Origin of the sequence: Pedobacter sp. Hv1, from assembly GCF_001412215.1 — a bacterium.
GTDB lineage: Bacteria > Bacteroidota > Bacteroidia > Sphingobacteriales > Sphingobacteriaceae > Pedobacter.
Genome location: NZ_LLWP01000008.1, coordinates 152428 through 175467 on the forward strand (window position 1 = coordinate 152428; position 23040 = coordinate 175467).

Annotated in this window: 24 protein-coding genes; 9 read left to right on the top strand and 15 right to left on the bottom strand. The window is 39.0% G+C overall.

Annotated features, from left to right (window positions below):
• The 3 genes from AQF98_RS14940 to AQF98_RS14950 all read left to right on the top strand — a co-directional run bounded on the left by AQF98_RS14940 (position 1) and on the right by AQF98_RS14950 (position 2920).
• Positions 1 to 1224 (top strand): glycosidase, encoded by a 1224-nt coding sequence (locus AQF98_RS14940; RefSeq protein WP_055132761.1) that lies wholly within the window; start codon positions 1 to 3, stop codon positions 1222 to 1224.
• A gap of 1 nt (position 1225) precedes the next feature.
• Positions 1226 to 2440 carry an AGE family epimerase/isomerase gene (locus AQF98_RS14945; RefSeq protein WP_055132762.1) on the top strand — a complete coding sequence of 405 codons (1215 nt, stop codon included), beginning with the start codon at positions 1226 to 1228 and terminating at the stop codon, positions 2438 to 2440.
• 111 nt (positions 2441 to 2551) lie between these two features.
• Positions 2552 to 2920, top strand: coding sequence for a hypothetical protein (locus tag AQF98_RS14950; protein ID WP_055132763.1), 369 nt, complete (start codon positions 2552 to 2554; stop codon positions 2918 to 2920).
• A 9-nt stretch (positions 2921 to 2929) separates the two neighbouring features.
• Here the strand turns inward: AQF98_RS14950 and AQF98_RS14955 are convergent, their stop codons facing one another.
• Positions 2930 to 3577: a YceI family protein gene (locus tag AQF98_RS14955; RefSeq protein WP_161805876.1), complete on the bottom strand. Its 648-nt coding sequence runs from the start codon at positions 3575 to 3577 to the stop codon at positions 2930 to 2932.
• A 205-nt stretch (positions 3578 to 3782) separates the two neighbouring features.
• Here AQF98_RS14955 and AQF98_RS14960 point away from each other — a divergent pair, with 205 nt between their 5' ends.
• On the top strand, positions 3783 to 6545 hold the full coding sequence (locus tag AQF98_RS14960) for an outer membrane beta-barrel protein (protein WP_152969731.1): 2763 nt from the start codon (positions 3783 to 3785) through the stop codon (positions 6543 to 6545).
• A gap of 56 nt (positions 6546 to 6601) precedes the next feature.
• On the opposite strand, the gene AQF98_RS14965 is transcribed toward AQF98_RS14960, so the two are convergent.
• The 3 genes from AQF98_RS14965 to AQF98_RS14975 form a co-directional block, all read right to left on the bottom strand.
• Positions 6602 to 7042 carry a DUF1801 domain-containing protein gene (locus tag AQF98_RS14965; RefSeq protein WP_055132766.1) on the bottom strand — a complete coding sequence of 147 codons (441 nt, stop codon included), beginning with the start codon at positions 7040 to 7042 and terminating at the stop codon, positions 6602 to 6604.
• Positions 7039 to 7422, bottom strand: coding sequence for a VOC family protein (locus tag AQF98_RS14970; protein ID WP_152969732.1), 384 nt, complete (start codon positions 7420 to 7422; stop codon positions 7039 to 7041). Before AQF98_RS14970 ends, AQF98_RS14965 begins: the two co-directional genes overlap by 4 nt.
• A gap of 110 nt (positions 7423 to 7532) precedes the next feature.
• Entirely contained in the window at positions 7533 to 8426 is an 894-nt protein-coding gene (locus AQF98_RS14975; protein WP_055132768.1) for a helix-turn-helix domain-containing protein, read from the bottom strand.
• Between the two features lie 198 nt (positions 8427 to 8624).
• On the opposite strand from AQF98_RS14975, the gene AQF98_RS14980 reads away from it, so the two are divergent.
• The 5 genes from AQF98_RS14980 (at position 8625) to AQF98_RS15000 (ending at position 15880) form a co-directional block, all read left to right on the top strand.
• Positions 8625 to 9302, top strand: a complete 678-nt coding sequence (locus AQF98_RS14980) for a response regulator transcription factor (RefSeq protein ID WP_055132769.1) — start codon at positions 8625 to 8627, stop codon at positions 9300 to 9302.
• A gap of 4 nt (positions 9303 to 9306) precedes the next feature.
• Positions 9307 to 10674, top strand: a complete 1368-nt coding sequence (locus AQF98_RS14985) for a HAMP domain-containing sensor histidine kinase (protein ID WP_055132770.1) — start codon at positions 9307 to 9309, stop codon at positions 10672 to 10674.
• 450 nt (positions 10675 to 11124) lie between these two features.
• Entirely contained in the window at positions 11125 to 13827 is a 2703-nt protein-coding gene (gene mgtA, locus AQF98_RS14990) for a magnesium-translocating P-type ATPase (RefSeq protein WP_082435096.1), read from the top strand.
• Positions 13828 to 13889: 62 nt separating this feature from the next.
• A complete protein-coding gene (locus AQF98_RS14995) occupies positions 13890 to 14597 on the top strand; it encodes a hypothetical protein (RefSeq protein WP_152969733.1) in 708 nt (235 codons plus the stop codon).
• Between the two features lie 104 nt (positions 14598 to 14701).
• Positions 14702 to 15880 (top strand): nitrate/nitrite transporter, encoded by a 1179-nt coding sequence (locus tag AQF98_RS15000; RefSeq protein WP_055132772.1) that lies wholly within the window; start codon positions 14702 to 14704, stop codon positions 15878 to 15880.
• 4 nt (positions 15881 to 15884) lie between these two features.
• Here AQF98_RS15000 and AQF98_RS15005 read toward each other — a convergent pair whose 3' ends face one another.
• The 11 genes from AQF98_RS15005 to AQF98_RS15055 all read right to left on the bottom strand — a co-directional run bounded on the left by AQF98_RS15005 (position 15885) and on the right by AQF98_RS15055 (position 22987).
• The gene (locus tag AQF98_RS15005; RefSeq protein WP_055132773.1) at positions 15885 to 16451 is read right to left on the bottom strand and encodes a DUF4256 domain-containing protein; all 567 of its coding nucleotides are present in this window, start codon (positions 16449 to 16451) and stop codon (positions 15885 to 15887) included.
• 5 nt (positions 16452 to 16456) lie between these two features.
• The gene (locus AQF98_RS15010; RefSeq protein WP_055132774.1) at positions 16457 to 17035 is read right to left on the bottom strand and encodes a YdeI family protein; all 579 of its coding nucleotides are present in this window, start codon (positions 17033 to 17035) and stop codon (positions 16457 to 16459) included.
• Between the two features lie 5 nt (positions 17036 to 17040).
• Positions 17041 to 17430 carry a DoxX family protein gene (locus AQF98_RS15015; protein WP_055132775.1) on the bottom strand — a complete coding sequence of 130 codons (390 nt, stop codon included), beginning with the start codon at positions 17428 to 17430 and terminating at the stop codon, positions 17041 to 17043.
• 6 nt (positions 17431 to 17436) lie between these two features.
• Positions 17437 to 17904, bottom strand: coding sequence for an SRPBCC domain-containing protein (locus tag AQF98_RS15020; RefSeq protein WP_055132776.1), 468 nt, complete (start codon positions 17902 to 17904; stop codon positions 17437 to 17439).
• Positions 17905 to 17910: 6 nt separating this feature from the next.
• A complete protein-coding gene (locus AQF98_RS15025) occupies positions 17911 to 18234 on the bottom strand; it encodes a helix-turn-helix transcriptional regulator (RefSeq protein ID WP_055132777.1) in 324 nt (107 codons plus the stop codon).
• A 198-nt stretch (positions 18235 to 18432) separates the two neighbouring features.
• On the bottom strand, positions 18433 to 18894 hold the full coding sequence (locus AQF98_RS15030; RefSeq protein ID WP_055132999.1) for a GyrI-like domain-containing protein: 462 nt from the start codon (positions 18892 to 18894) through the stop codon (positions 18433 to 18435).
• Positions 18895 to 19039: 145 nt separating this feature from the next.
• Positions 19040 to 19759, bottom strand: a complete 720-nt coding sequence (locus AQF98_RS15035; protein WP_055132778.1) for a YafY family protein — start codon at positions 19757 to 19759, stop codon at positions 19040 to 19042.
• 7 nt (positions 19760 to 19766) lie between these two features.
• The gene (locus AQF98_RS15040) at positions 19767 to 20240 is read right to left on the bottom strand and encodes a nuclear transport factor 2 family protein (RefSeq protein WP_055132779.1); all 474 of its coding nucleotides are present in this window, start codon (positions 20238 to 20240) and stop codon (positions 19767 to 19769) included.
• Between the two features lie 121 nt (positions 20241 to 20361).
• Positions 20362 to 21177 (bottom strand): AraC family transcriptional regulator, encoded by an 816-nt coding sequence (locus AQF98_RS15045; protein ID WP_055132780.1) that lies wholly within the window; start codon positions 21175 to 21177, stop codon positions 20362 to 20364.
• Between the two features lie 54 nt (positions 21178 to 21231).
• Positions 21232 to 21960, bottom strand: a complete 729-nt coding sequence (locus AQF98_RS15050) for a glucose 1-dehydrogenase (protein WP_055132781.1) — start codon at positions 21958 to 21960, stop codon at positions 21232 to 21234.
• Positions 21961 to 21973: 13 nt separating this feature from the next.
• Positions 21974 to 22987, bottom strand: coding sequence for an SDR family NAD(P)-dependent oxidoreductase (locus AQF98_RS15055; protein ID WP_055132782.1), 1014 nt, complete (start codon positions 22985 to 22987; stop codon positions 21974 to 21976).
• Between the last annotated feature and the right edge of the window lie 53 nt (positions 22988 to 23040).

A 23040-nucleotide genomic window follows, 5' to 3' on the forward strand; every position in this document is an offset into this window, starting at 1 on the left:
ATGAAAACGAATTTCGAACAACGCATTACACAATTGGCCAAAAACCAGGAAGAGTTAATTCAAACTCCAAACCAAAAGATTGAAGAAGGAAATGGCCTTTTCAATAGATATAAAAACGCAGTATTAACAGCTGGCCATGTGCCATTCAATTGGAAATACGACCTTAACCCTCAAACCAATCCTTATTTAATGGAGAGGTTTGGCATTAATGCCGTACTTAACGCAGGTGCTATTAAATGGCAAGACAAATATGTGTTGATTGCCAGAGTAGAAGGAAACGATAGAAAATCTTTCTTTGCAGTAGCCGAAAGCCCTAACGGGATAGACAATTTCCGCTTTTGGGAATATCCGGTGGTGATGCCAGAAACGCATGAACCAGATACCAACATTTACGACATCAGATTGGTAGCTCATGAAGATGGCTGGATCTACGGTCTTTTTTGCACCGAACGTAGAGATCCGAGTGCTAGCGCTGGCGATCAATCTGCGGCCATTGCACAGTGTGGAATTGCACGCACCAAAAACCTGGTAGACTGGCAAAGGTTGGCCGATTTAAAAACATCCTCTCCGCAGCAACGCAATGTAGTATTGCACCCCGAGTTTGTACATGGAAAGTATGCCTTTTATACCCGCCCACAAGATGGATTTGTTGATGCCGGCAATGGTGGTGGCATTGGCTTTGGCCTTTCTGCTTCTATAGAAAATGCAGTGGTAACAACTGAAATTGTGATTGATAAAAAAGTTTACCATACTGTTTACGAAGCTAAAAATGGACAAGGTCCGGCCCCTATCAAAACATCAAAAGGTTGGTTACATTTGGCCCACGGCGTAAGAAACACGGCCGCTGGATTAAGATATGTGTTGTACATGTTTATGACAGACCTCAACGACCTTACTAAAGTGATCCATAAACCTGCAGGTTATTTTTTAGCACCAGAAGGAAGAGAAAGAATTGGAGATGTGTCTAATGTGGTGTTCAGCAACGGTTGGATTGCGGATGAAGATGGAACTGTTTACATCTATTACGCTTCTTCAGACACCCGCATGCATGTGGCTACAAGTACCATTGCCCAATTAACCGATTATGTGATCAACAACCCAGAAGACGGTCTACGTTCTGCTACTTCTGTAAACACCATTATAGATATTATTGATCGGAATAAAAAAATTGCAGATGAGACGCCTATTGCCGTAAATTTAAACGGACAATCTGCGCATTTGTAACATGGATCCCGAAAAAATAAATACTTACAAAACCGAAGTAACAGCTGAACTGGAAAGCCTGCTCAACTGGTGGATCACCTTTACAGTTGATACAGAAGAGGGTGGTTTTTATGGCAAGATAGACCACAACAATACCGTGGCTCCAACTGCGCCAAAAGGCCTGGTCTTAAACGCAAGGATCCTTTACACTTTTGCTTCGGCCTATTTATTAACTGGCAAGCAGCCTTATCTTGCCATGGCAGATAGGGCATTTACCTACCTCACTACCCATTTTTTAGACACAGAAAATGGTGGTTTTTATTGGGCTGTAGATTTTAAGGGAGCAATGTTAGATGGCAAAAAGCAAGTTTACGGACAAGCTTTTGCCATTTACGCATTTGCCGAATATTATAAGGCTACCCAAAACGAAAAAGCTTTGGCATTGGCCATTGATGGCTTTTCATTATTGGAGCAACACAGCTTTGATCATCAGTACTTAGGTTATTTAGAAGCCTTTACCAAAAATTGGCAAGAAATTGACGATCTGCGTTTAAGCGACAAAGATCAAAACGAAAAAAAATCGATGAACACGCATCTGCATGTAATCGAAGCTTATACCAATCTTTATGCCGTATGGCCAAACGAAGCTTTGGCACAGGCCATAAAGAAATTATTAGCTAATTTTTCTACACACATCATTGATAAAGACACTTATCATCTCCAATTGTTTTTTGCAGAGAACTGGGAAGTGAAATCTTCGTTAGTTTCTTTCGGGCATGACATTGAAGCAGCCTGGTTATTACAAGAAGCCGCAGAAATGATCGCCGACCCAACAGCAATTGTTCAATTCAAAAACCTTGCACTAAATATCAGTAAGGCCAGCACCAAAGGTTTAGCTGAAAATGGTGGGCTATGGTATGAATATGATACCGCAACTGCACACTGGATTAAAGAGTGGCATTGGTGGCCACAGGCCGAGGCCATGGTTGGTTTTTTTAATGCTTGGCAGCTTAGCGGAGACGAGCAATTTCTAACCCATTCCCTACAAAGTTGGTCTTTTATTAAACAATATATTAGAGACAAGCAAAAGGGAGAATGGCATTGGGGACTTAACAGTGATTACTCGCTTATGCAGGGCGAAGATAAAGCTGGCTTTTGGAAATGCCCCTACCACAATGGCAGAGCATGTATAGAACTCATTAAAAGAATAACTGCCAAAAACCTTCATACTTGGTAATATTCCCAACTTATATCGCTAAAAAGGAGAATTACAATTGGGCATGTAAAAAAAATTACGATATTTAGGGTCATCATCGCCCTTAATTATTTATCGATCCCTTAATCGCTCATGAAAGTTAAGTTTATTAATAGTTATACTTTGGCTTCCTATTTTGTCCTAGGTACATTTATTATTGGTGTAATCAACATTTTTATTCACGGATTAGAAGACCTAGCAGATGTAATTTTAGCGGTGGTTATCCTTCTGCTCAGGTATTTTTCTTTTGTATTGGTTAAAAGAAGCTTCAATTGGAGTAAATATCTTTTAGTTCTTTTATTGGCTCGAAGCGTTTATCGCCTTTGGTATATCTGCAATTTACCAGGCACCGATTTTCTGGGTGTATTTATGATGATCCTACAAATTATCTTTACCATACTGGCTTTATCCTTAATTACCAAGGTACCCGCTAATATTTACAAAAAACGAACCCGCATCTAAGCTATTTTATTATCTGCTCAAATCTTGAGATTTAACTACGGCAATCTGCTCATTGCTTAAGGTTATCTCTAGATCTATCTTGATCTCATCGTTGTTTTTAATAGCTCCCAATATCGTTTCGGGCATTTTAAACTGGTAATCGCTCAGTTTGATATAGTGTGTTCCTCGAAATGTTAAACTTTGGTCTTTATTCACCACATGGTGCAACTGCAATGCAACTCGATTGCTTTTGCCCCCTATTTGTAACTCGCCAATAACATTGGTCATTTTCATTACAGATAGCACCATGGCATTGCTTTGTTTAAAGCTGATCTGAGTTACACCATTGTACCTAAACAATTCATCCATCGCCTCATTCATTAATGGATTTTCGCCTTTAAGTTCGTTTACCGGCAATACAAAACTCAATTGCGATAGTTCTTGCAGCTCGTCCTTTTCTAGACTGAAATAACCGTTACAAGCAAAATTTAAAGCAGTAACCGACCAATTGCCAATAGTAGAACTCCCTTCTACAGCAATCTTAGAACGATCGTAACTTTTATAATAGATTTCTTCTTCTTTAGTTCTTACAAAAGAGATACAGATCACAACGATCAGCAATAATACGATGCTAAAAAGTCCTGTTTTTTGAAATACAAAATTTTTAAAATTCTTCATCATCATTTGATTTTAAGGGGATTATCATTCAAAAATAAATGTTTAAACATATAAAATCTATGACATCCATACACTCAAAAAAGTGATTGATCTCATTTTTTTGAATTGGCTAACTAATGATTACTATCTAACAATTTTCCTTAACCCAAGCAACATCTAAAAAAGTTGGGTGTCTTGTAAAAAACCAAAACAAGCCCAAACTACCATGAGAATCTTATTTCTACTTTTATCATTATGTACCCTATCTCTTTTTTCGAAAGCACAAGACCATAAAGGAAGCATCCAAGGTATAGTGATCGACTCTACTACTTCGAAACCCATTACTTATGCAACCATAAGTATTTACAAAGCAACAGATACCACCCTAATCAGTTATAAGTTAAGTGATGAAAAAGGAGAGTTTCGGATCCCCTTGCTCCCTACTGCACTTCAATTAAGGGTAGTGGTTACTTTTACAGGTTATGCAGTTTACCGCAAAGAATTGTTGATCAGCAGCGACAAACTTCAGGTCGATCTGGGTAAAATATTGATGAACACTTCTGCCCTGAGCCTGAATGAGATTGTAGTACACGCCGAACGCCCACCCATTACCGTAAGAAAAGATACTGTAGAGTTTAATGCAGCTTCTTTTAAAACCTTACCAGATGCTTTGGTAGAAGACCTATTGCGCAAATTGCCCGGGGTAAATGTAGATAAGGATGGAAATATCTTGGTGAATGGCCGCAGAGTATCGACCATTTATGTAGATGGAAAAGAGTTTTTTGGTGGAGATGTACGCATTGCCTCGAAGAACCTCCCAGCCAATACCATAGACAAAGTACAGGCCATGAATGATCCTGAAGCGATAAGGCTAAATCCCCTGATGCCTGAAGCAGATATTCCGCAAGTGATTAACCTTAAACTAAAACCCGGCATCAAAAAAGGAATGTTTGGTAAAATATATGCCGGTGGAGGCTTCAAAGACAAAGGAGAAGCAGGAGCCATGTTGAACCTTTTTAGAGATACTACGCAAATCAGTTTATTAGGCTATGGCAACAATTTGAACAAAGCAGCTTTTGCCTTTACCGATCTACGTTCTGTGGGTGGTTTTAACCGAAGTGGTTGGGGCAATGCCAATGGCAACGGTAATGGCGGTCTCTCTATCGATAAGGTATCTTTTGGCGGTTTTGGCTCTGGATTAATGACATCTTCTGGTGGTGGCGGAAACTTCAATACCATGATCAAAAAAGTACAGTTTAGCCTTAACTATTTTTATGGCGCCGTAGTATCAGATTATGATGAATTGAGGAACACCCAACAAAATTATAAGGATACCTTGCTCATTACCAGACAGAATATGGACCAACAAGCTCGTACCCATGCCCAAATGATAGGCTCGAAAGTAGCGTTTAACCTATCGCCAAAATTGCGTGTAGAATTTAGGCCTACTTTTGTTTTTACTAAAGAAAATACCCGCCAAATTTTCGATATCAACTCTACCAATAACAAGGGCATACTTAACCAAAGCAATAACGACCAACAAAACCGCAACAATGGTTTTACCTACATGTCTGTGTTAAGAGTAATCACCAACTTTACTAAAAAAGGAAGAACTTTTGATGCCTACAACATTACCAATATCGACAACACTAACACCAATCTTTTTAACAAGGCGAACAATTACTTTTTCCAACCACCATCGCAAAGTATCTTAAATCAGTTAAGAAGGAATGATACGCGTAATACAAGTAATCTTTTCATGGCGTATTACAACGATCTTTGGAACGAAAAAACCAGCTTTAGCTCGAGCATTAATTCTTCTTACTTCCATAACACCAATGACATTGGGACTTTTTTACCAGACATCAATGAGCAATACATCATTGGCGTGCCTTCATTGTCTCAAGATTTTATAAGATCAGGCATGAAAAATGATGTTACGACAAGCATCCGTTGGAAATTCAAAAAATTATCTTTTGGCCCAGGTATAGGCCTAAGTTCTTATATCGCTAAAAATGCATTTAGTGCCAGCACTTCCGTTCAACAGAATTTCTTTTTTGTACTTCCTTCATTCAACATCAGCTACGATATCTTTAACCTCAGCTACCAGACCAATTATCGCGAGCCTGCCATGGCCAACCTACAACCTGTAGTAAACAACACCAATCCATTGTTTATCAGAAAAGGAAATCCAGACTTGAAGCCATCCTATAACAATGCCTTAAACTTATCGATAAGGAAGTACGACACCAAACGTTTCATGACTTATAACATTGGCTTTAATGGATCGATAGTTAAAAACGCTACCATTATTTCTCGTACCCTTAACAGTTCAGGCGTACAAAGTACAATGCCTATCAATAGCAGTGGGATATGGACCATCGGCAATAACCTCTCTTTTCAAAAAGACTGGAAATTGGCAAACAATCGTCAGATCTCATTTATAGCTTCAAACAATAGCTCACTTAACCAATCGTTGGTGATGCTCAATCAGGTAAAAAGCGATTTCCAGACTTGGAGCATTCGCCCCTCTGGCGAAATCAGGATTAACCTGAACGACAAGTTTGAGCTGAACCAAGCTTATAGCCTTACCCGTTTCAGCAATAAATACGAAAGCAAAGAGTTTACCAGTCAATCTTTAACCTATCACGATTCGAAGAGCGAAATTATCTTCCGCATTGCGGATAAACTGGTTTGGGAAACTTCGTTAGATTACCGCTACAACCCTAATTCGGTACCGGGCTTATTGAAAGATTATTACAAATGGAATGCAGCCGTAACCTATATTTTCTTAAAAGGCCGGAGAGGTCAATTAAAATTTGCGGTTAACGATATCCTCGACCAAAATATCATGGCCTCGAGAACGGTTCGCGAAAACTTGATAGAAGATATGCAGGGCAGTACCATTAGAAGATATGGGCTACTTACTTTCACCTATAACATCAGAAATTTTGGAGAAAAGATTGGTGGTAAAAACAAATTATTTTAAGCAATAAACTAAACAACTATAACTCACGAAAGCTTTACCCCACCAGGTAAGGCTTTCTATTTTTTATTGATTTTAGAAATGGTTTGCCCTACAGTTTTGCTAGGTTTATCCATATCCTTTTTTGCAAAATCTATGGCAGTTTGGAGCAGTTGTTTCACTTTCTCATTCCTATAATCGCTCTCTGCCTTAACAGGGATGTGTCTAATCAGATTTCCTGTACCAGCAAGCAAATGATGCGGATCGGCTAACAAAGTGCCTTTGTTAAAACCCAAGTTCAAATGATTGGTATAGATTGGGATCATACAATAAGCATCGCCCAATTTCTCTGAGGTTGAAAAAACAGCTGTTAAGGCATGGGTATGATAAATCAGCTCATTGCTGTCTGGATATAGGTCTAATATAAACGCCCTTAAATCGCAAAACAACTCAATTACCTCTTGTTCTTTCTGCACCAATAAAGCCTGAAAATCTGGATGTATAGGTCTCTCTGTCATCATCTGGCACTCGGATCTGTTTGCATGGCACAAATTAAATTACCTTCGGTATCTAAAAACTTGGCAATCCAGCCCACATAAGGGATGGCCATTTTTGGCATGAGAATTTGTCCGCCTTTGCTTTCAACTCTTTGTATAATTTCGTTAATATCCGCTACCGCAATGGTACATTCTAAACCAATTAGTTTTTCTTTTACAGGAGAATATTGTCTGGATTGTAAGGCCCCAATCAATTCCCCATCTTCCGATTGATCAGCTTTGATCTGCAAAAAATCGCTCGGACCATAAGCATTGAAACCCCAGTCAAACACGTCACCATAAAAATCTTTTGCCCGATCCATATCGTCAATATGAATGGCAAAATGAACCAGTTTATTTTTCATTTGGTTTAATTTTGATTGTTGCTCAGCTGATTTACAGCTCAACTCTATCAACGAATTTAACGATTTAACAGCACATCTCTTTTGATCTATATCAAAAAGACACAAACTGTTTAAGCCAGCGTTAGCCGATAACCCTTACCATGAATATTGATCAATTGGATAGACGGATCAATTTCTAATTTCTTTCTCAATTTCGAGATAAACATATCCAAGCTCCTACCAACAATTACACCTTCATCTTCCCAAATCTCTTTCTGAAGCCTACTTCTTTCGATAATGGCATTTGGCGATTGGGCAAAAATGAGCAGGAGTTTATTTTCTTTTGCCGTTAATGTTGTAGTTGCTGTTGACGTGATGAGCAAACGTTTTTTTGCATCAAAAAGCGTGTCTCCTATTTTGAAACCTTCACCCTCAATAGAATGCGGTTCGCTTTTATCTTTTCCGGTTTTACCCGATCTTAAAAAAATCAAACCAACAAAGGCCAGCAAAGGCAAACCACCAACCAAGTAACCTTTCTGCAAGTCGGTAATGCCCGAATTTTGAAATTTCACATCGATCACGTAACAAGCTTTAGGCTGTACTCTTCCAGAACAGGCAATGATATTATCCTTTTCATTTTTAGAAATGGCATAACCAAATATCACATCATTACCACCGCAGTTTAAAACATTCACAATATAATTATGGTCAATCTTATCTTTTGATAAAGCGCTGCTGATGATCTTTACCAACGAATCTGCCTGAAAGGTAAGCTCTTGCTCAAACCTGATCTGGTATTCATTCTCTGCTATTTTTTTAACAGGAAGTACCCTAGAGGTGCGATCGCCAGCTTGCAATAATACCTCATGGCCAATCTTCCTCAATAAAATCTCTTGTTTGGCCATGTCAAAATCATCACGGCTAGTGAAACCAAAAGCTACCCAGATTACAGATAGGCACAATAATCCGATTAATGCTAATCGATACTTGGTTTTCCTATACAATTGTGTTTGCTCCTTATCCATCTTCTTAAATTTGAATTTACAAAGTTTAGGATTTATTTAACCTTTTAACGAATAAAGATATCGATTATTTATTGGCTAAGTGTATTTCAAAAATTGATCGCAATACTTTGATATATTTACAAAACAAAGCAGATTTAACGTTAAAATTTAAGACTTACTTAAACTAACCCTATTTTTGTGTGCTAATCTCTTGCCGACATGAAAATATTATTGATAGAAGATGAACAAAGAGTTGCCGGACTAATTCAAAAAGGATTAGAAGAACAGGGATTTGCAGTTACCCTAGCCTACGATGGCGCATTTGGAAAAAAATTAGCCTTTGCAAATACCTACGACCTAATCATTACCGATATCATTTTACCTAAGCTCAGTGGTATTGAGCTGTGCAAGGAAATCAAGACCGAATACCCTCATCTGCCAATTATCATGCTCACTGCTTTAGGCACAACAGATGACAAGGTAGAAGGTTTTGATGCAGGGGCTGATGATTATATGGTTAAACCTTTTGATCTGCGAGAGCTTTATGTTCGGATCCGTGCCTTGTTGAAAAGAAATACTTTGGAGATCAAACCAAAAGAAACCTTAATTGAATATGCCGATCTCCAATTGAATAACGATACCAAAACAGTATTTCGGTCTGGCGTAGAGATTAACCTTACCCCTAAAGAACTCAAACTGCTGGAATACATGATCCAAAACAAAGAAAGATTGTTGACCAGAACAGAGATTGCAGAAAAGGTATGGGATACCCATTTCGATACCGGAACGAACTTTATTGATGTTTACATCAACTATCTCCGAAAGAAAATTGATAAAGATTTCGCCAGCAAATTGATCCATACCAAACCGGGCCTAGGCTTTATATTTAAACTATAAACCGATGAAAATCCGCAATAAGCTCACCTTACTGTTTACTGGTATTGTTGCAGCCATATTCTTGGTTTTTGCACTTGTTATTTATCTTTCTTTCAATAAAAACAGAGAAGAGGAATACTATAAACAATTGCACAACATTGCCATTACCAAGGCAAAGCTACTTTTAGATGCCAAGGTTTCGCCAGCGGTTTTACAGTTGATTTACCGAAATGCCCAAAATGTATTGTACGAAGAGGAAGTAGCCATTTACGATACTTCTTTCCATTTAAAATACCATGATGCGGTAGACATTGACAAGGTAAAAGAGACCCCTCAAATGATTGCTGAGATTGTTAAACAGCATTACATCGAATTTTATCAGGGCAAGATGCAGGTGGTGGGTATTTTATACCAGCACAAGACCGGAAATTATGTACTCACGGCTGCTGCTAACGACCAACTCGGCTATGCCAAGCTCGATAATCTCAAATACACATTGATCATTGCATTTCTGGTTACTATTGTTCTCATTTACCTTTGTGGCCTATTCTTGGCCAATAAGGCGCTTCAACCTGTTTCTAATTTAATTGATGAAGTAGAGGAGATTACAGCCACCAATTTAGATTTAAGGATTAAAGAGGGTAATGGCAAAGATGAGATTGCTGAACTGGCCATTACTTTTAATGCCATGCTCAATAGGCTCGAAAAATCATTTGATGCCCAAAAAGAATTTGTTTCTAACATCTCTCATGAACTGAGAACCCCCTTAACAGCCATGCTTACCGAGCTACAGCTTACCGTAGAGAAAGAGCGTGACCAAGAGACTTATCAAAAATCAATAGTGCATGCCATTGGCGATGCCCAAAAACTAGTGCGTTTATCCAATAGCCTTTTAGACTTGGCCAAAACCAATTACGATTTTACCGAAATTGCCTTTAAAGAATTGCGCATAGATGAGCTGATTGTAGATGCCAGAGCAGACGTACTGCACCTACAACCTAGCTACAAGGTGAATATTGTTTTTGAAACTGAAATTGAAGACGATGATTTTATCTCGGTTTTAGGCAACGAATACCTGCTGAAATTGGCATTGATTAACCTGATGGAAAATGGCTGTAAGTTTTCCAAAGCAATGGAGGTTACAGTTGCGATCAACTATTTCAAAGACAAAACCATTCTTCGTTTTCAGGATCAGGGCATTGGAATTGACGAAAAAGATCTTCCACATGTTTTCAAGGCATTTTATCGTGGAGCCAATCAAAGTTATGCCACTGGAAATGGCATCGGGCTTTCTTTAACCAAAAAGATTGTAGAGCTACACAGCGGAACCATTAACTTACAATCGAAAATCGGCGAAGGTACGGTCTTCACCATTGAGCTTCCTCATGTTTAGCTTTTAGGCAATCCCCTATTTCTCTAATTAAATTCTAATGAACTTCTAAGGCTCCTCTAACCGGGGGCTTTTTTGATATACCCTACTTTTGCGGCAGTTAAAAAAAATAAACATGGACAGCGATCCGAATAGTAATCATCAATTTTTAAATCTTCCCCTCTAAACTGGATTAGCTTTTTTTGGCAGTCCTACACCGATGGGACAAATCTTATGCTCATGCCTAAAAAAAGAAAAATGCAATACCAGTTATTGCAGCACTGCAAATCGCATCTAAAACACACCTGCTTTTTAAGTCTCGAAGAATACCTGGTTCTTCAAAGTAAGTGTAAGGCTTCTGCCTTAACAGGAATATCCAGTTTCTCCATACTGCCAAAACAGTAACAGCAAGTGCTTTTCGCACAATGTGCACAAAAAATTCATTCTAGCTCACACACATTAAATATCAAGAACATGAAGTTATTGACCAAAATCAATGGAACCGTTCGAAAAAGAATCGCGACAACGGAAAACTTTAATCACCTTTCGGCAAAACGTTTGCGGAGAGCGGCCCAAGAAAAAAACACTTTCCTTTATACCATGTTGGAAAGCAGCGAAAATGGCTTATCCTCAGCAGAAGTAAGCGAAAGAAGAAAAAAATTCGGTTTCAATGAAATCGCACACGAAAAAGCTGCCGCCTGGTATGTCCAACTTTTTCAGGCTTTTTTAAACCCCTTTATAGCTGTACTGATTGTACTTGCGGCAGTTTCATTCATCATCGATGTACTGCTGGCTAGCCCCGAAGAGCAAAGCTACAAAACCGTAATTGTAGTGGGTGTAATGGTATTGCTGAGCTCACTGCTCCGTTTTTGGCAAGAGTACAGTAGCAACAGAGCCGCAGAATCGTTAAAAAGCATGGTCAAAACCACGGCAACGGTTATCCGCAACAACAAAGAAAGAACAGAGCTCAATATCATAGACCTTGTTCCCGGCGATCTGGTTTTCTTAAGTGCGGGCGATATGATTCCTGCCGACTGCCGGTTGGTACAGAGTAAAGACTTGTTTGTAAGCCAATCTATGCTTACCGGCGAATCGCTTCCAGTAGAAAAAAGAACAGCACAATTGGCGCCAATTCAAAATGATGGCCCATTGGAAATGGACAACATTTGCTTTATGGGCACAAACGTAGTAAGCGGTACTGGAATGGCAATTATTGTCAATACCGGAAGTGCCACCTATTTTGGCTCCATTAGCAAAGCCATTACGGGCAAACGGGCCGAAACCAGTTTCGATAAGGGTATTAATAAAGTGAGCTGGCTACTGATCAGGTTCATGTTGGTGATGGTGCCTATGGTATTTCTCATCAATGGGCTTACCAAAGGCGATTGGTTTGACGCCTTGTTGTTTGGGATTTCTGTAGCGGTTGGCCTTACTCCAGAAATGCTCCCGATGATTGTAACCGCCAACCTGGCCAAAGGTGCAAAAAACATGAGCAAACGAAAAGTAATTGTTAAACGCCTAAATGCTATCCAGAATATTGGGGCAATGGACGTACTCTGCACTGATAAAACAGGCACCTTAACCATGGACAAGATTGTACTGGAACGACACTTGAATGTTTTTGGTGATGAGGATGATGAAGTAATGAAATGGGCTTATCTGAACAGTTTTCACCAAACGGGACTAAAAAACCTATTGGATGTTGCCGTATTGGAACATGCAGAAATTCACAACTTCATCAATGCAACGGCAGATTTTGTTAAAGTCGACGAAATTCCCTTCGATTTTCAAAGAAGAAGGATGAGTGTAATTTTAGAAGAAAGAAATGGCAAACATTTATTGATCTGTAAAGGAGCAGTAGAAGAAATGCTCGAACACTGCAGCAGCGCATTCGATCCGGGAGCAAACAAACAACTCCATATCGAGAATGACAATATTGTAGCCATGGACAACACAATGCGCAAAATTGTGCTAGAAACTTCCAAAAAATTAAATGAAGAAGGCCTGCGTGTGTTATTGGTGGCCATAAAAGAATATGATGAAAGACCACTCAACTACAGCATAGCTGACGAAACCAACATGGTGCTGACTGGTTTTATCGGTTTTCTAGACCCTGCTAAACCTTCGGCTAAACCTGCCATTGAGGGCTTACAGAAGCTAGGTGTAAACATTAAAGTACTCACCGGCGATAATGAGATCGTGACCAAGAAAATCTGCCGTGATGTGGGCATTCCAGTACAGCATATTTTATTGGGTAAAGATATTGAACGGCTGAGCGATGAACAGCTGACCGAAAGATTGGAAGAGACCAACATTATGGCCAAACTAAGTCCCATTCAAAAAGCTCGAATTGTTCAACTTTTGCAAACCAAAGGACATACTGTTGGTTTTATGGGCGATGGCATTAATGATGCAGCTGCGCTTAGGGATGCCGATGTGGGTATTTCTGTAGATACCGCTGTAGATATTGCCAAAGAAAGTGCCGACATTATCTTGTTAGAAAAAGACCTGATGGTATTGCGCAAAGGGGTTATCTATGGCAGAAGGACCTTCGGCAACATTATCAAATACATTAAAATGACGGCCAGCAGCAACTTTGGCAACATGTTTAGCATGCTCGGTGCCAGTGCATTTTTGCCCTTTTTGCCGATGTTACCTATCCATTTATTGGTACAAAACCTGCTGTATGATATTTCTCAAACCGCTATTCCATGGGACAGCATGGATGATGATTTCATTGAAAAACCACAAAAATGGGATGCAGGTGGCATTAGCAGGTTCATGCTATTTATTGGCCCGATTAGCTCTGTATTCGATTATGCCACTTTTGCCGTAATGTGGTTTGTATTTAAAGCCAACCTACCAGAGCACCAAACCCTTTTCCAGAGCGGTTGGTTTATCGAGGGGCTACTTTCGCAGACCTTGATCGTACATATGATCCGGACCAGAAAAATACCTTTTATCCAAAGCTGGGCCACAAAGCCAGTAGTTGCCTTAACCACATTAATTATATTGATTGGCATTGCCATTCCCTTTTCGCCTTTGGCCAGCACTTTAAAAATGCAAGCATTGCCATTCAGTTACTTCCCATGGTTAATTGGCATTTTAACAGGCTACTGTGTATTGACACAAGTAGTTAAAACATGGTTCATTCAAAAGTTCAATCAATGGCTCTAGCCTATCTCCCCTTTCATCTTAATTGGTGAAAGGGGAATAACCTAGCCAACAAAACTAATCACATGATGAAATTACAACATCTGCTGGCCATTGTAATGGCCGGTATGGCTTTGCCTTGCTGTAAAAGTATGCAAACCGTAAACGAAATTCCTGCAGCTATTTATACTGTTTCCCCTAAAAAGAAAAGCACAATTGATAGTGGCACCAAAGATTTTCAGGCTCCAGCTCATTTTAAAGCTGATGTTGAAGAGACTGACGGTATCCTTCAAATCAAACCCTTAACAGAACAGCTGTTACCTATAGAATTAACAATGAATCCTGTACAAAATCTCCATATCTATAGGTACACTTTTGATATCGACATCTTGACCATGCCAGTTAAGGTTAGGCCGGCAGTTAAAAGTTTTCCGGCACAGCTCAATGCCGACTTTAGTGCGGCCATCTATTTTGGGTATCGAAAAGATAGCTACAACATCCAATCTGGAACCACTGGTAATTCAAAATTCAAGATCAATGGAGCAGGTTATGGTTATGGTGCTTTCATAGGCATTGGTTCAGTAACCATGAACCCATTTGTAACCAACCAACACATCGATTATGAGTACAATGGTTTTGTGCTGAATGGTGGTTTTGCAGGCATTTACGACGCTAAAAAATTCAACCTCGGGCTGGCCATTGGGATCGATCATCTGGCAGATAAAAATCGTAAAAGTTGGATTTATCAAGATCAAATTTGGTTTGGCCTATTGTTTGGCATTAACCTCAATTGATTTTGAAACCTTTCATCAACCCGCACAAAAAGAGGATTACATCGTAACATCAATGCGAAAAGTAAATGTCATTTAGATAAAATATTTATCTTGTAGCCCCTATCATGACAACGAATACTTCAAAAGCAAAACAAAGCATTTTACCAATTATTGTCATTGCACAATTCTTTTGTACCTCGTTGTGGTTTGCGGGCAATGCAGTGATGTCTGATCTTGTTCGGCAATTTCACTTCGACCCCTCTTATTTGGCACATTTAACCAGTGCCGTACAATCGGGCTTTATTGTGGGTACTTTAGTTTTTGCAGTACTGAGTATTTCAGATCGGTTTTCACCTTCACTTATTTTCTTTAGCTGTGCCATTATTGCCGCATTGGCCAATCTTTGTATCAGCTTAAGTAACATCAATGTACAGCAATTGATGGTATTGCGGTTAATTACTGGTTTTTTTCTGGCAGGCATTTACCCTGTAGGGATGAAGATTGCTGCCGATCATTATGAAAAAGGATTGGGTAAATCGTTAGGCTTTTTAGTAGGCGCCTTGGTTTTTGGAACGGCCTTTCCACACCTCCTTAAAAGTATCAATGGCATTCCTTGGCATTACATCATCTTTTCAACCTCTTTATTTTCAATAATTGGAGGTGTAGCTATGTATATTTTTGTTCCCGATGGACCATTTAGAACCGTTGGACAACAATTGAGTCTTTCTTCTTTTATCAAAGGTTTTAGCAATCAAAAATTTCGGGCTGTTGCTTTTGGTTACTTTGGGCACATGTGGGAATTGTATGCTTTTTGGGTATTTGTGCCTGTAATGTTAGTGTTCTACAATACACATCACCCCATCACTCCGCTTAACGTGCCCCTTTTATCATTTTTGATTATTGCAATTGGTGGTGTGGCCTGTATATTAAGTGGCTTATGCTCCAATCGATTTGGCACCAAAAAATTGGCTACGATTGCTTTAAGTCTATCCTGTGTTTGCTGTTTCCTATCCCCATTGATCTTACTCCAAGCTTCTCCCTTTGTATTGATTACTTTTTTGTTGATTTGGAGCATGGCGGTAATTGCAGATTCGCCCTTATTTTCTACCTTAATTGCTCAAAATGCAGCTAGTGCCTATAAGGGTTCTTCCTTAACCATTGTCAATTGTATTGGCTTTGCCATTACCATTGTGAGTATTCAGTTGATCAATGCTTTAAAAACCGATGCCAATGCGCCTTACATTCATATGCTACTCGCTTTAGGTCCGATTTTAGGGTTAATTGCTTTGGTAAGAAAAGATTGATCAGCTACACCCTTAGCGAAGCACGAAAACCTCTGGCTGCATAGTACGAATCTGCACCATTGTGGTAGATAAATACGGTACCATATCTAAAATCGCCAAAAAGACTTCCTCCTTTGTCTCTAATCTCAGTAGGTGTAATGATCCAACTCGATGTTTTGGTATCGAAGTTGCCCAATTGCTGCAATTCTCTGTATTCTTGCTCCGTTAAAAGGTTAATACCCATTGCCGAAGCCATATCCATTGCACTATTTGCTGGTTTATGTTCTTTTCTTGCATCTAAAGCTTTACGATCGTAACAAATGCTTCTACGGCCTTTAGGGCTTTCTGCAGCACAATCGTAAAAAATATATTCGCCAGTTTTTTGATCATAACCTACCACATCTGGCTCGCCACCTGTGTTTTCCATTTCTTGTAACGACCATAACTTTTCAGCATGGTTGCTTAACTTGGTTTGTACTGTAGCCCAATCCATACCTTGATGGCGGTTCATGTGTTGCTCAAAACGTGTTTTCAATATGCTCAACAGCGCTTCACACTGTGCTGGCGATAACTCTTTGTTATGATCTTTCATATGTATTAGTCGTTAAGTCCTTTTCCGTTTAAAATTTGAGGGATACATTTTTCAACCCTTTCTACTCGGGTTTTGGATTGTTTAGCTGCTGAAAAATGTAACAAATATGCTCTTTGCCTTCCTGGGGCCAATGCCTCAAAAGCAGTTTTCAAGGCCGAGATTTCGTTTAATTTTTGCTGAAATTCTTCAGCCATTACAAATTCGTTTGTTTTTTTTAATTGAACTTTCAGGCCTGCTTTTTCTATTTCAATGGCCTCAAAAATATAGGTCTTCAGCGTGGTTTCCATTGCTATTATTTGTTGAGCATTGGTAAAGCGGATTTGCCGAGCGGCCTGTACATTTTCACTTTGTTGGATCAGTACTCCATCTGGATCTTGTAACAAAGCCCCTTTAAAAAATAACAGTGCACAATATTCCTTAAATGCATGAATTAAAACAATGTTATTTTTATGATAGGTGTAACAAGGCGTGCCCCATTTCAGTTCTTCATTTAATCCGCATTTCAGAACAATGGTTCGCAACTGCACCAATTCGGCTTGCCAATTTTCGGCTTTATTAAAATAAAAATCGACTTTCGGATTCATACTGTTTATTTCTTAAAATTAGCTGAAATCATTTGTCTATCCAAGGGTCTAAAATACCACGACACCACGGTTAGCACAAGTAATAAAATTGGTCCAAAAAATTCCTTGCCTCCATCGCCAATGGCCAAATGAGAAAATACAGCACCAGACATGGCAAAAAAGAAACCTGCATAGGCCCATTCTTTTACCAAGGGGAATTTAGGGATGAGCACTGCAATTACACCCAATATTTTCCAAACGCCAATGATGATCAGAAAATAAGCTGGATAGCCCAAATGCGCCATCATTGTCACTTCATCTTTCATTTGAAGTAACTGTACCACTCCGGTAGATACCATTCCTAAGGCCAACCAAACTGTGGCAATCCAATAGATAATTCGATTTCTCTTTGTCATGACTTTTTATTTTAATTGATGTACAATAGTTTGCAAACGGTTATGTGCCATATTGATACCTTGAGCAAAAGGTAACTTTAACATTTGATCTCTTAGCTCAGCCGATTGATAAACCACATGCATCTTCAGTTTACTGGTATCAGCTGTTAATTTTTCAAAGGTTAAAAACTCCAATTGTACCGCAAAAGGGCTAGGCACCATTTCAAATGTCCGTGTAATTTTCTCGTCCGGTACCAACTCGTGTATTACCCCACTGGCCTTAAATACCACATTGCCCTTGGCATCGCTGGTTTCAAATTGGTAACTGCCATATTTTTCACTTTCCAACTTCAACACTTTGGTTCCCATCCATTGTGCTACAATTTCGGGCAATATATAGGCTTTAAAAAGTAGTTCTACAGGCAAATCAAACTCCCTAGTAATCACTAAGTCTTGTTTACCCTCTTCTGCATTGATTTTTGTTTTGAGTTCCATAAGAGGCTATTTTTTGGATTGGTAGTTTTTCATGATGGTTTCTAATGCATTGAATCGATCATCCCACATTTGGCGGAACGGTTCAATAAAATCGGCTACTGTTTTCATATTCTTGGCGTTGATATTATAATAGATTTCCCTACCATTCTGCTCTTGTTTAAGCAATTCGCACTCGGTTAATATTTGCAGGTGTTTAGAAACGGTTGGTCTTGCGGTGTCAAAATTTGAGGCAATTGCACCTGCTGTCATCGCTTGAGAGGCCACCAATAACAATATCGCCCTTCTGGTAGGGTCTGCTATGGCTTGAAATACGTCACGTCTTAAATTCATTATGTAGCTATTTGACTACAAATATATATGTAGTTATTTAACTACGCAAATTTTTATGAAAATTTTTCTGATTGAGATGAAGTTCGAACCCCATCCGTGAACTAAGCAATACAAATAAGATGCTATTAAACCATAAATTAGTATAGAGAAGATGTTTTTAACACCATCTTCTCTATGCATTGTTAGGCGATCGGATTTTTATTTTTTTACGGATATAAAGGTTTCTACTTCTGCTTGGTCTCCGTCGTAATATTTTTTACCGTGAATGGTAAAGTCGGCTTTGTAGGCCCGGTTCAGGTTTTTATTTCGCCATATCTCTAACCAGGTATTGAAAACGGCTGCGGGCATTTTACCTTTTGAGGTGAACTTTTGGTAGACCCCAGTTTCAATTGTGATGCCTACAAATCCTTTAGGTATATTTTCTAAAGAACTTACCGGTAATCCAACAATGGTGGTATATGGCCCATTAAAGTCAGTTTCATAATCGGTATAAACTGCATAAATATCGTCGCTCACTTTATTGGGAATTTGTTTTTGTATGGCCTCACCCCAAAATTTACCCCACAGTCCTTCAATGTCTTTTGATGACTGTCCATTTTGGTTTGTTGTTCTTACTGAAATGCCAATGACATAAAATTTTTGAATGGTTTGATTGTTCATAGTTTGAGATGTTTTTGGTTGTACTTGTGTGTAAGCGCTAAATGAGCATAGCACAAATGCGAGCAGCATCAAATTGCGAAATGTTTTCATTGTTCCTTTATGATATTTTGTGATGTTGCAAATTTAGAATGCTCCTGTGTCAGCCCTATGGCAAGGGTGCTGAACATTTTTTTCTGCAAATTTCAAAATACATTTCAAAGGTGATTTGGTGGGGCTCAAATGTCTGATCAAGTACCAATAAACTTTCAACTCTATCTAAGCGAAAGGCTCTATAATCGTTTCTTAATCTGCAGAACGCAACGAGCAGCCAATTTTCTTGAGCAGTGTAAATAGCAAATGGCTCTATGGTTCTTTCTGTAGTTTGGTTATTTTCTGGCGAATAATACTTTATCTTAACAAGATTAAAATTTGTTAATGCCAATTGAAGGGTCGATAAATTATTACTGGTTCGGTTGTTATCGGCATTTTGTCCAGATAGTGTACGGTTGGCCAATAAATTGACTTTGTCTTTTGTATGGTTTCGTAAAACAGATTTTATTTTACCAATGGCCTCCACATAGTCTCTTACAAAAGATGCATCTTTATTTTTCAATATCAATTGCTCGGCAGTGATCAGAGCATTGGCTTCGCTTTCGGTAAACATTACAGACGGCATTCTATAACCATCCATTAAGGCATAACCTTTCCCTTCTTCTGTTAAAATAGGAACATCAGCTTTTTCCAAAGCTTTAATATCTCGATAAATTGTTCTTTTACTTACTGAAAATTTCTCTGCTAATTCTGCAGCTGTCAAAAGCCGTTTGGTTTGCAATTGGGTTAAGATTGCAGTCAGTCTGGAAAGTCGTTTGGTATCATTATCCTTCATGAGTTCATTATAGCTTCTTTTTAATCGGCCTATGTTCGTAGCTCACAATGCGTTTCAGTTTCCACTCATTGCCTTGTCGCTCCCAAATATGGATAAACTTTCCTGTACCTTCTGGCACACCATTTACAAAAAAGGTATGTTCGCCCAATTGCACTGCCCCAAAATCTCCCAACTTATCAATGGTACATGAATTTAATTGTCTGGTCAGTTTTTCGGGTCTAGCACATTTCTCCATTAAAGACTTAATTTCGAGCTCTTTTGATTTGCTTAATCCAGAACGGTCATCATAAAACTCTACATCGTCTGCAATAATCTTTTTGAAAAGTTCTACATCACATTGATTAAATGCCACACTAAATAACAGACTATCCATTTTGATAATTTCAGCTTTTAAGCTGGCCATTTTTTCAGGAGCGCTTTTAGTTTGGGCCATAACCGGAATGCCAAAAAATAGCATAAACAGGACGAGTAGATTTTTCATTTAAATATATTTTAGGATTTTGTTTAATGGGTAGATTTTTGTTTGAACCTCTACCTCTTGAAATTTTGTTGCTTTGACATGCCAAATGTACAACTTAAAACAAGTCGATTTCAATTTTACATTAACCCATACTTATTGGCAGTTGATTGGGCGAAACCCCATATTTCTTTTTAAAAATAAAGGAAAAATGAGAAAGATCTTCAAAGCCCACCTCTAAATAAACTTCAGTGGGCTTTTTCTTTTTTTCTGACAATTGGTAATAGGCCAGCTCCAATCTTTTAGCCGTTAACCATTTTTGAGGGGTAGTATTGAAAAGCTTCTTAAAGTCTCTATTAAATGTAGAGAGGCTTCGCCCTGTTAAATAGCCCAATTTCTCTAATGACATGTTGAACATAAAATTGCGTTGCATAAAACTCACCAGATCAATTTTGCCAGGGGTATCGAAATTTGCCAATACGCTGTCAACACCTGCATCAATCATCCTTAAGATGCTAATGGCTTCTGTTATTTTTAATGAGGCCAACTCTTCTGGAAACTCTCCCTCTACATCAAAGTAAGGAATCAATGAAGCCAAACAACTTTCTAATAATGGATGGTTGCTGAAGCGATATATTTTTTGCTCGGGCTGGGTTCTCTTCCTAACATCAATATTTTCGTAATATTTTTTCAGTCGTTCGAGCGATAAATGCATCACCACGGTTTTATGGGGCAGGCCATTTTTAGGGTAATTGATAATGGTAGCCAATTGATTTCGGGGGATGAGGAAAATATCGCCCGTTTTAAAGTAAAAGGTGGTATCCCATTGGATAATTTTTGTTTCGCCAGAGATAAACCAAACCAACATGTGGTCATCAAACATCAAGTCTGATTTAAACAGTTTGTCTTCATAAGAAGAAAGTTTGATCTCTTTGCTCAGGTGTCTGGATATGTGTTCCATTTTTGATAAAGTTATCTATTTCGTATCGATTTCTTTTAAGGTTGGAATGAATTTTTAGATGGACTGCCCACCATCAATAAAATATTCAGATCCGGTAATAAACGATGCATCATCACTTGCCAAAAAGCTGATCAACTTGGCTACCTCTATCGATTTCCCGAACCTTACCAAAGGGATAGTGGCTGTAATGTGGTCTTCCAAAGCTTGGTCCAATCCAATTTTCCCCATAATTTCTGTGGCAACAGGGCCTGGGCTTACTGCATTCACTCTAATCTTTCGAGCAGCCAATTCTACCGCAGCAATTTTCATCACAGCATTGAGTGCAGCCTTGCTTGCTGCATATACCGATCCCTGCGGTGGCGAAATATGCGCAGATGTTGAAGACAACAAAACCACTGCTGCGTTTTCATTTAAGATAGGGATAAACCTGCTCAACGTAAAATAAGCTCCTTTGAAATTTACGTTCATTACCTCATCAAAAACGTTTTCTGGCATTAGCTCAATGGTCGAAAACTTTGTAATTCCGGCATTGACCAAAAGGATATCTATTTTTCCAAATTGTTGGGTTACTTCCAAAACTAGCGCATTGATATCCTCAACATTGGATTGATCAGCGATCAACCCAATTACACCCAATTCTTTAGCAGCTTGCGCCACTGCTTCTTTTCTTCTACCAGTGATGATTACCTGAGCACCCTGCTCTTTTAATTCTTTTGCGGTAGCATATCCGATACCACTATTACCACCAGTAATAACAGCTACTTTTCCTTTTAAATTTTTCATCGTCCTATTCTGATTAGTTTACTTTAAAGCTAATTCCTGTCATTTCTTCGGTTAGATCCCAAAGTTTTTTAGCATTGCCTTCATCTAGCGAATAAGGTTGTACACCTCGCGTACCCAAACCATTATCTTGGCCAAAGTTGCCCAGATCCAATTCTGCAACATCTCCATCTTCACAGTACACTCCGCCTATATCATCAAGCATTGGGCTGGTGGCACACCATACGGTAGTTGCAGCACCTTGCGGAATGGTTTTTAGGCCTGCCAAAATTTCTGGGCGCATGTTGCCATTTTCGTCAAAGAAGCCCATTTGTTTAAACAGTTCCATATCTGCATCTCTGGCCAGTTCTGTACCAGCAATTGAGCCTGGATGTAAAGAATATGCCCTTACATTAAATGATTTGGCACGATGATCTAGCTCCAGCGCAAATAGATTACTAGCCGTTTTTGATTGTCCATAACCCAAAAGGGTTTGGTATTCTCTGTGCACGAAATTGGGATCGTCGAAATTGAAAGGAGCCATTTGATGTCCGTATGAAGATACATTAACCACTCTTGCACCATTGGCTTCTTTAAGTGCTGGCCATAATCTGGCCACCAACTGATATTGCCCCAAATAATTGGTAGCCAATTGCGATTCAATGCCACGGCTATCTCTTTGTAAAGGCACCCACATGATCCCCGCATTGTTGATCAGTAAATGCAATGGTCTGCCCGATGCAAGAAATCTTTCGGCAAATGCATCAATAGTATCAGTCTGGGTCAGGTCCATAGCCTCAATTTCAACATTTGGAATACCTGCTAGGTTTTTCTTTGCTTTTTCAATGTCTCTGGCTGGCACCACTACCGTTGCACCTGCCGCTGCAAGTACTCTTGTAGTTTCTAGGCCGATGCCTGCGTTACCACCTGTTACAATTGCTATTTTTCCATTCAGGTTAATGCCTTTGATCACTTCAGTAGCTGTTGATGTGGCGTTAAATCCAGATCCTACTGGATGTTGTAACGCTCCTTGATAATTGTTCTTTTCCATTTTCTTTTTTGTTAAATGTTATAGGACAAATTTAGGGCGATGTAGAAGGACAG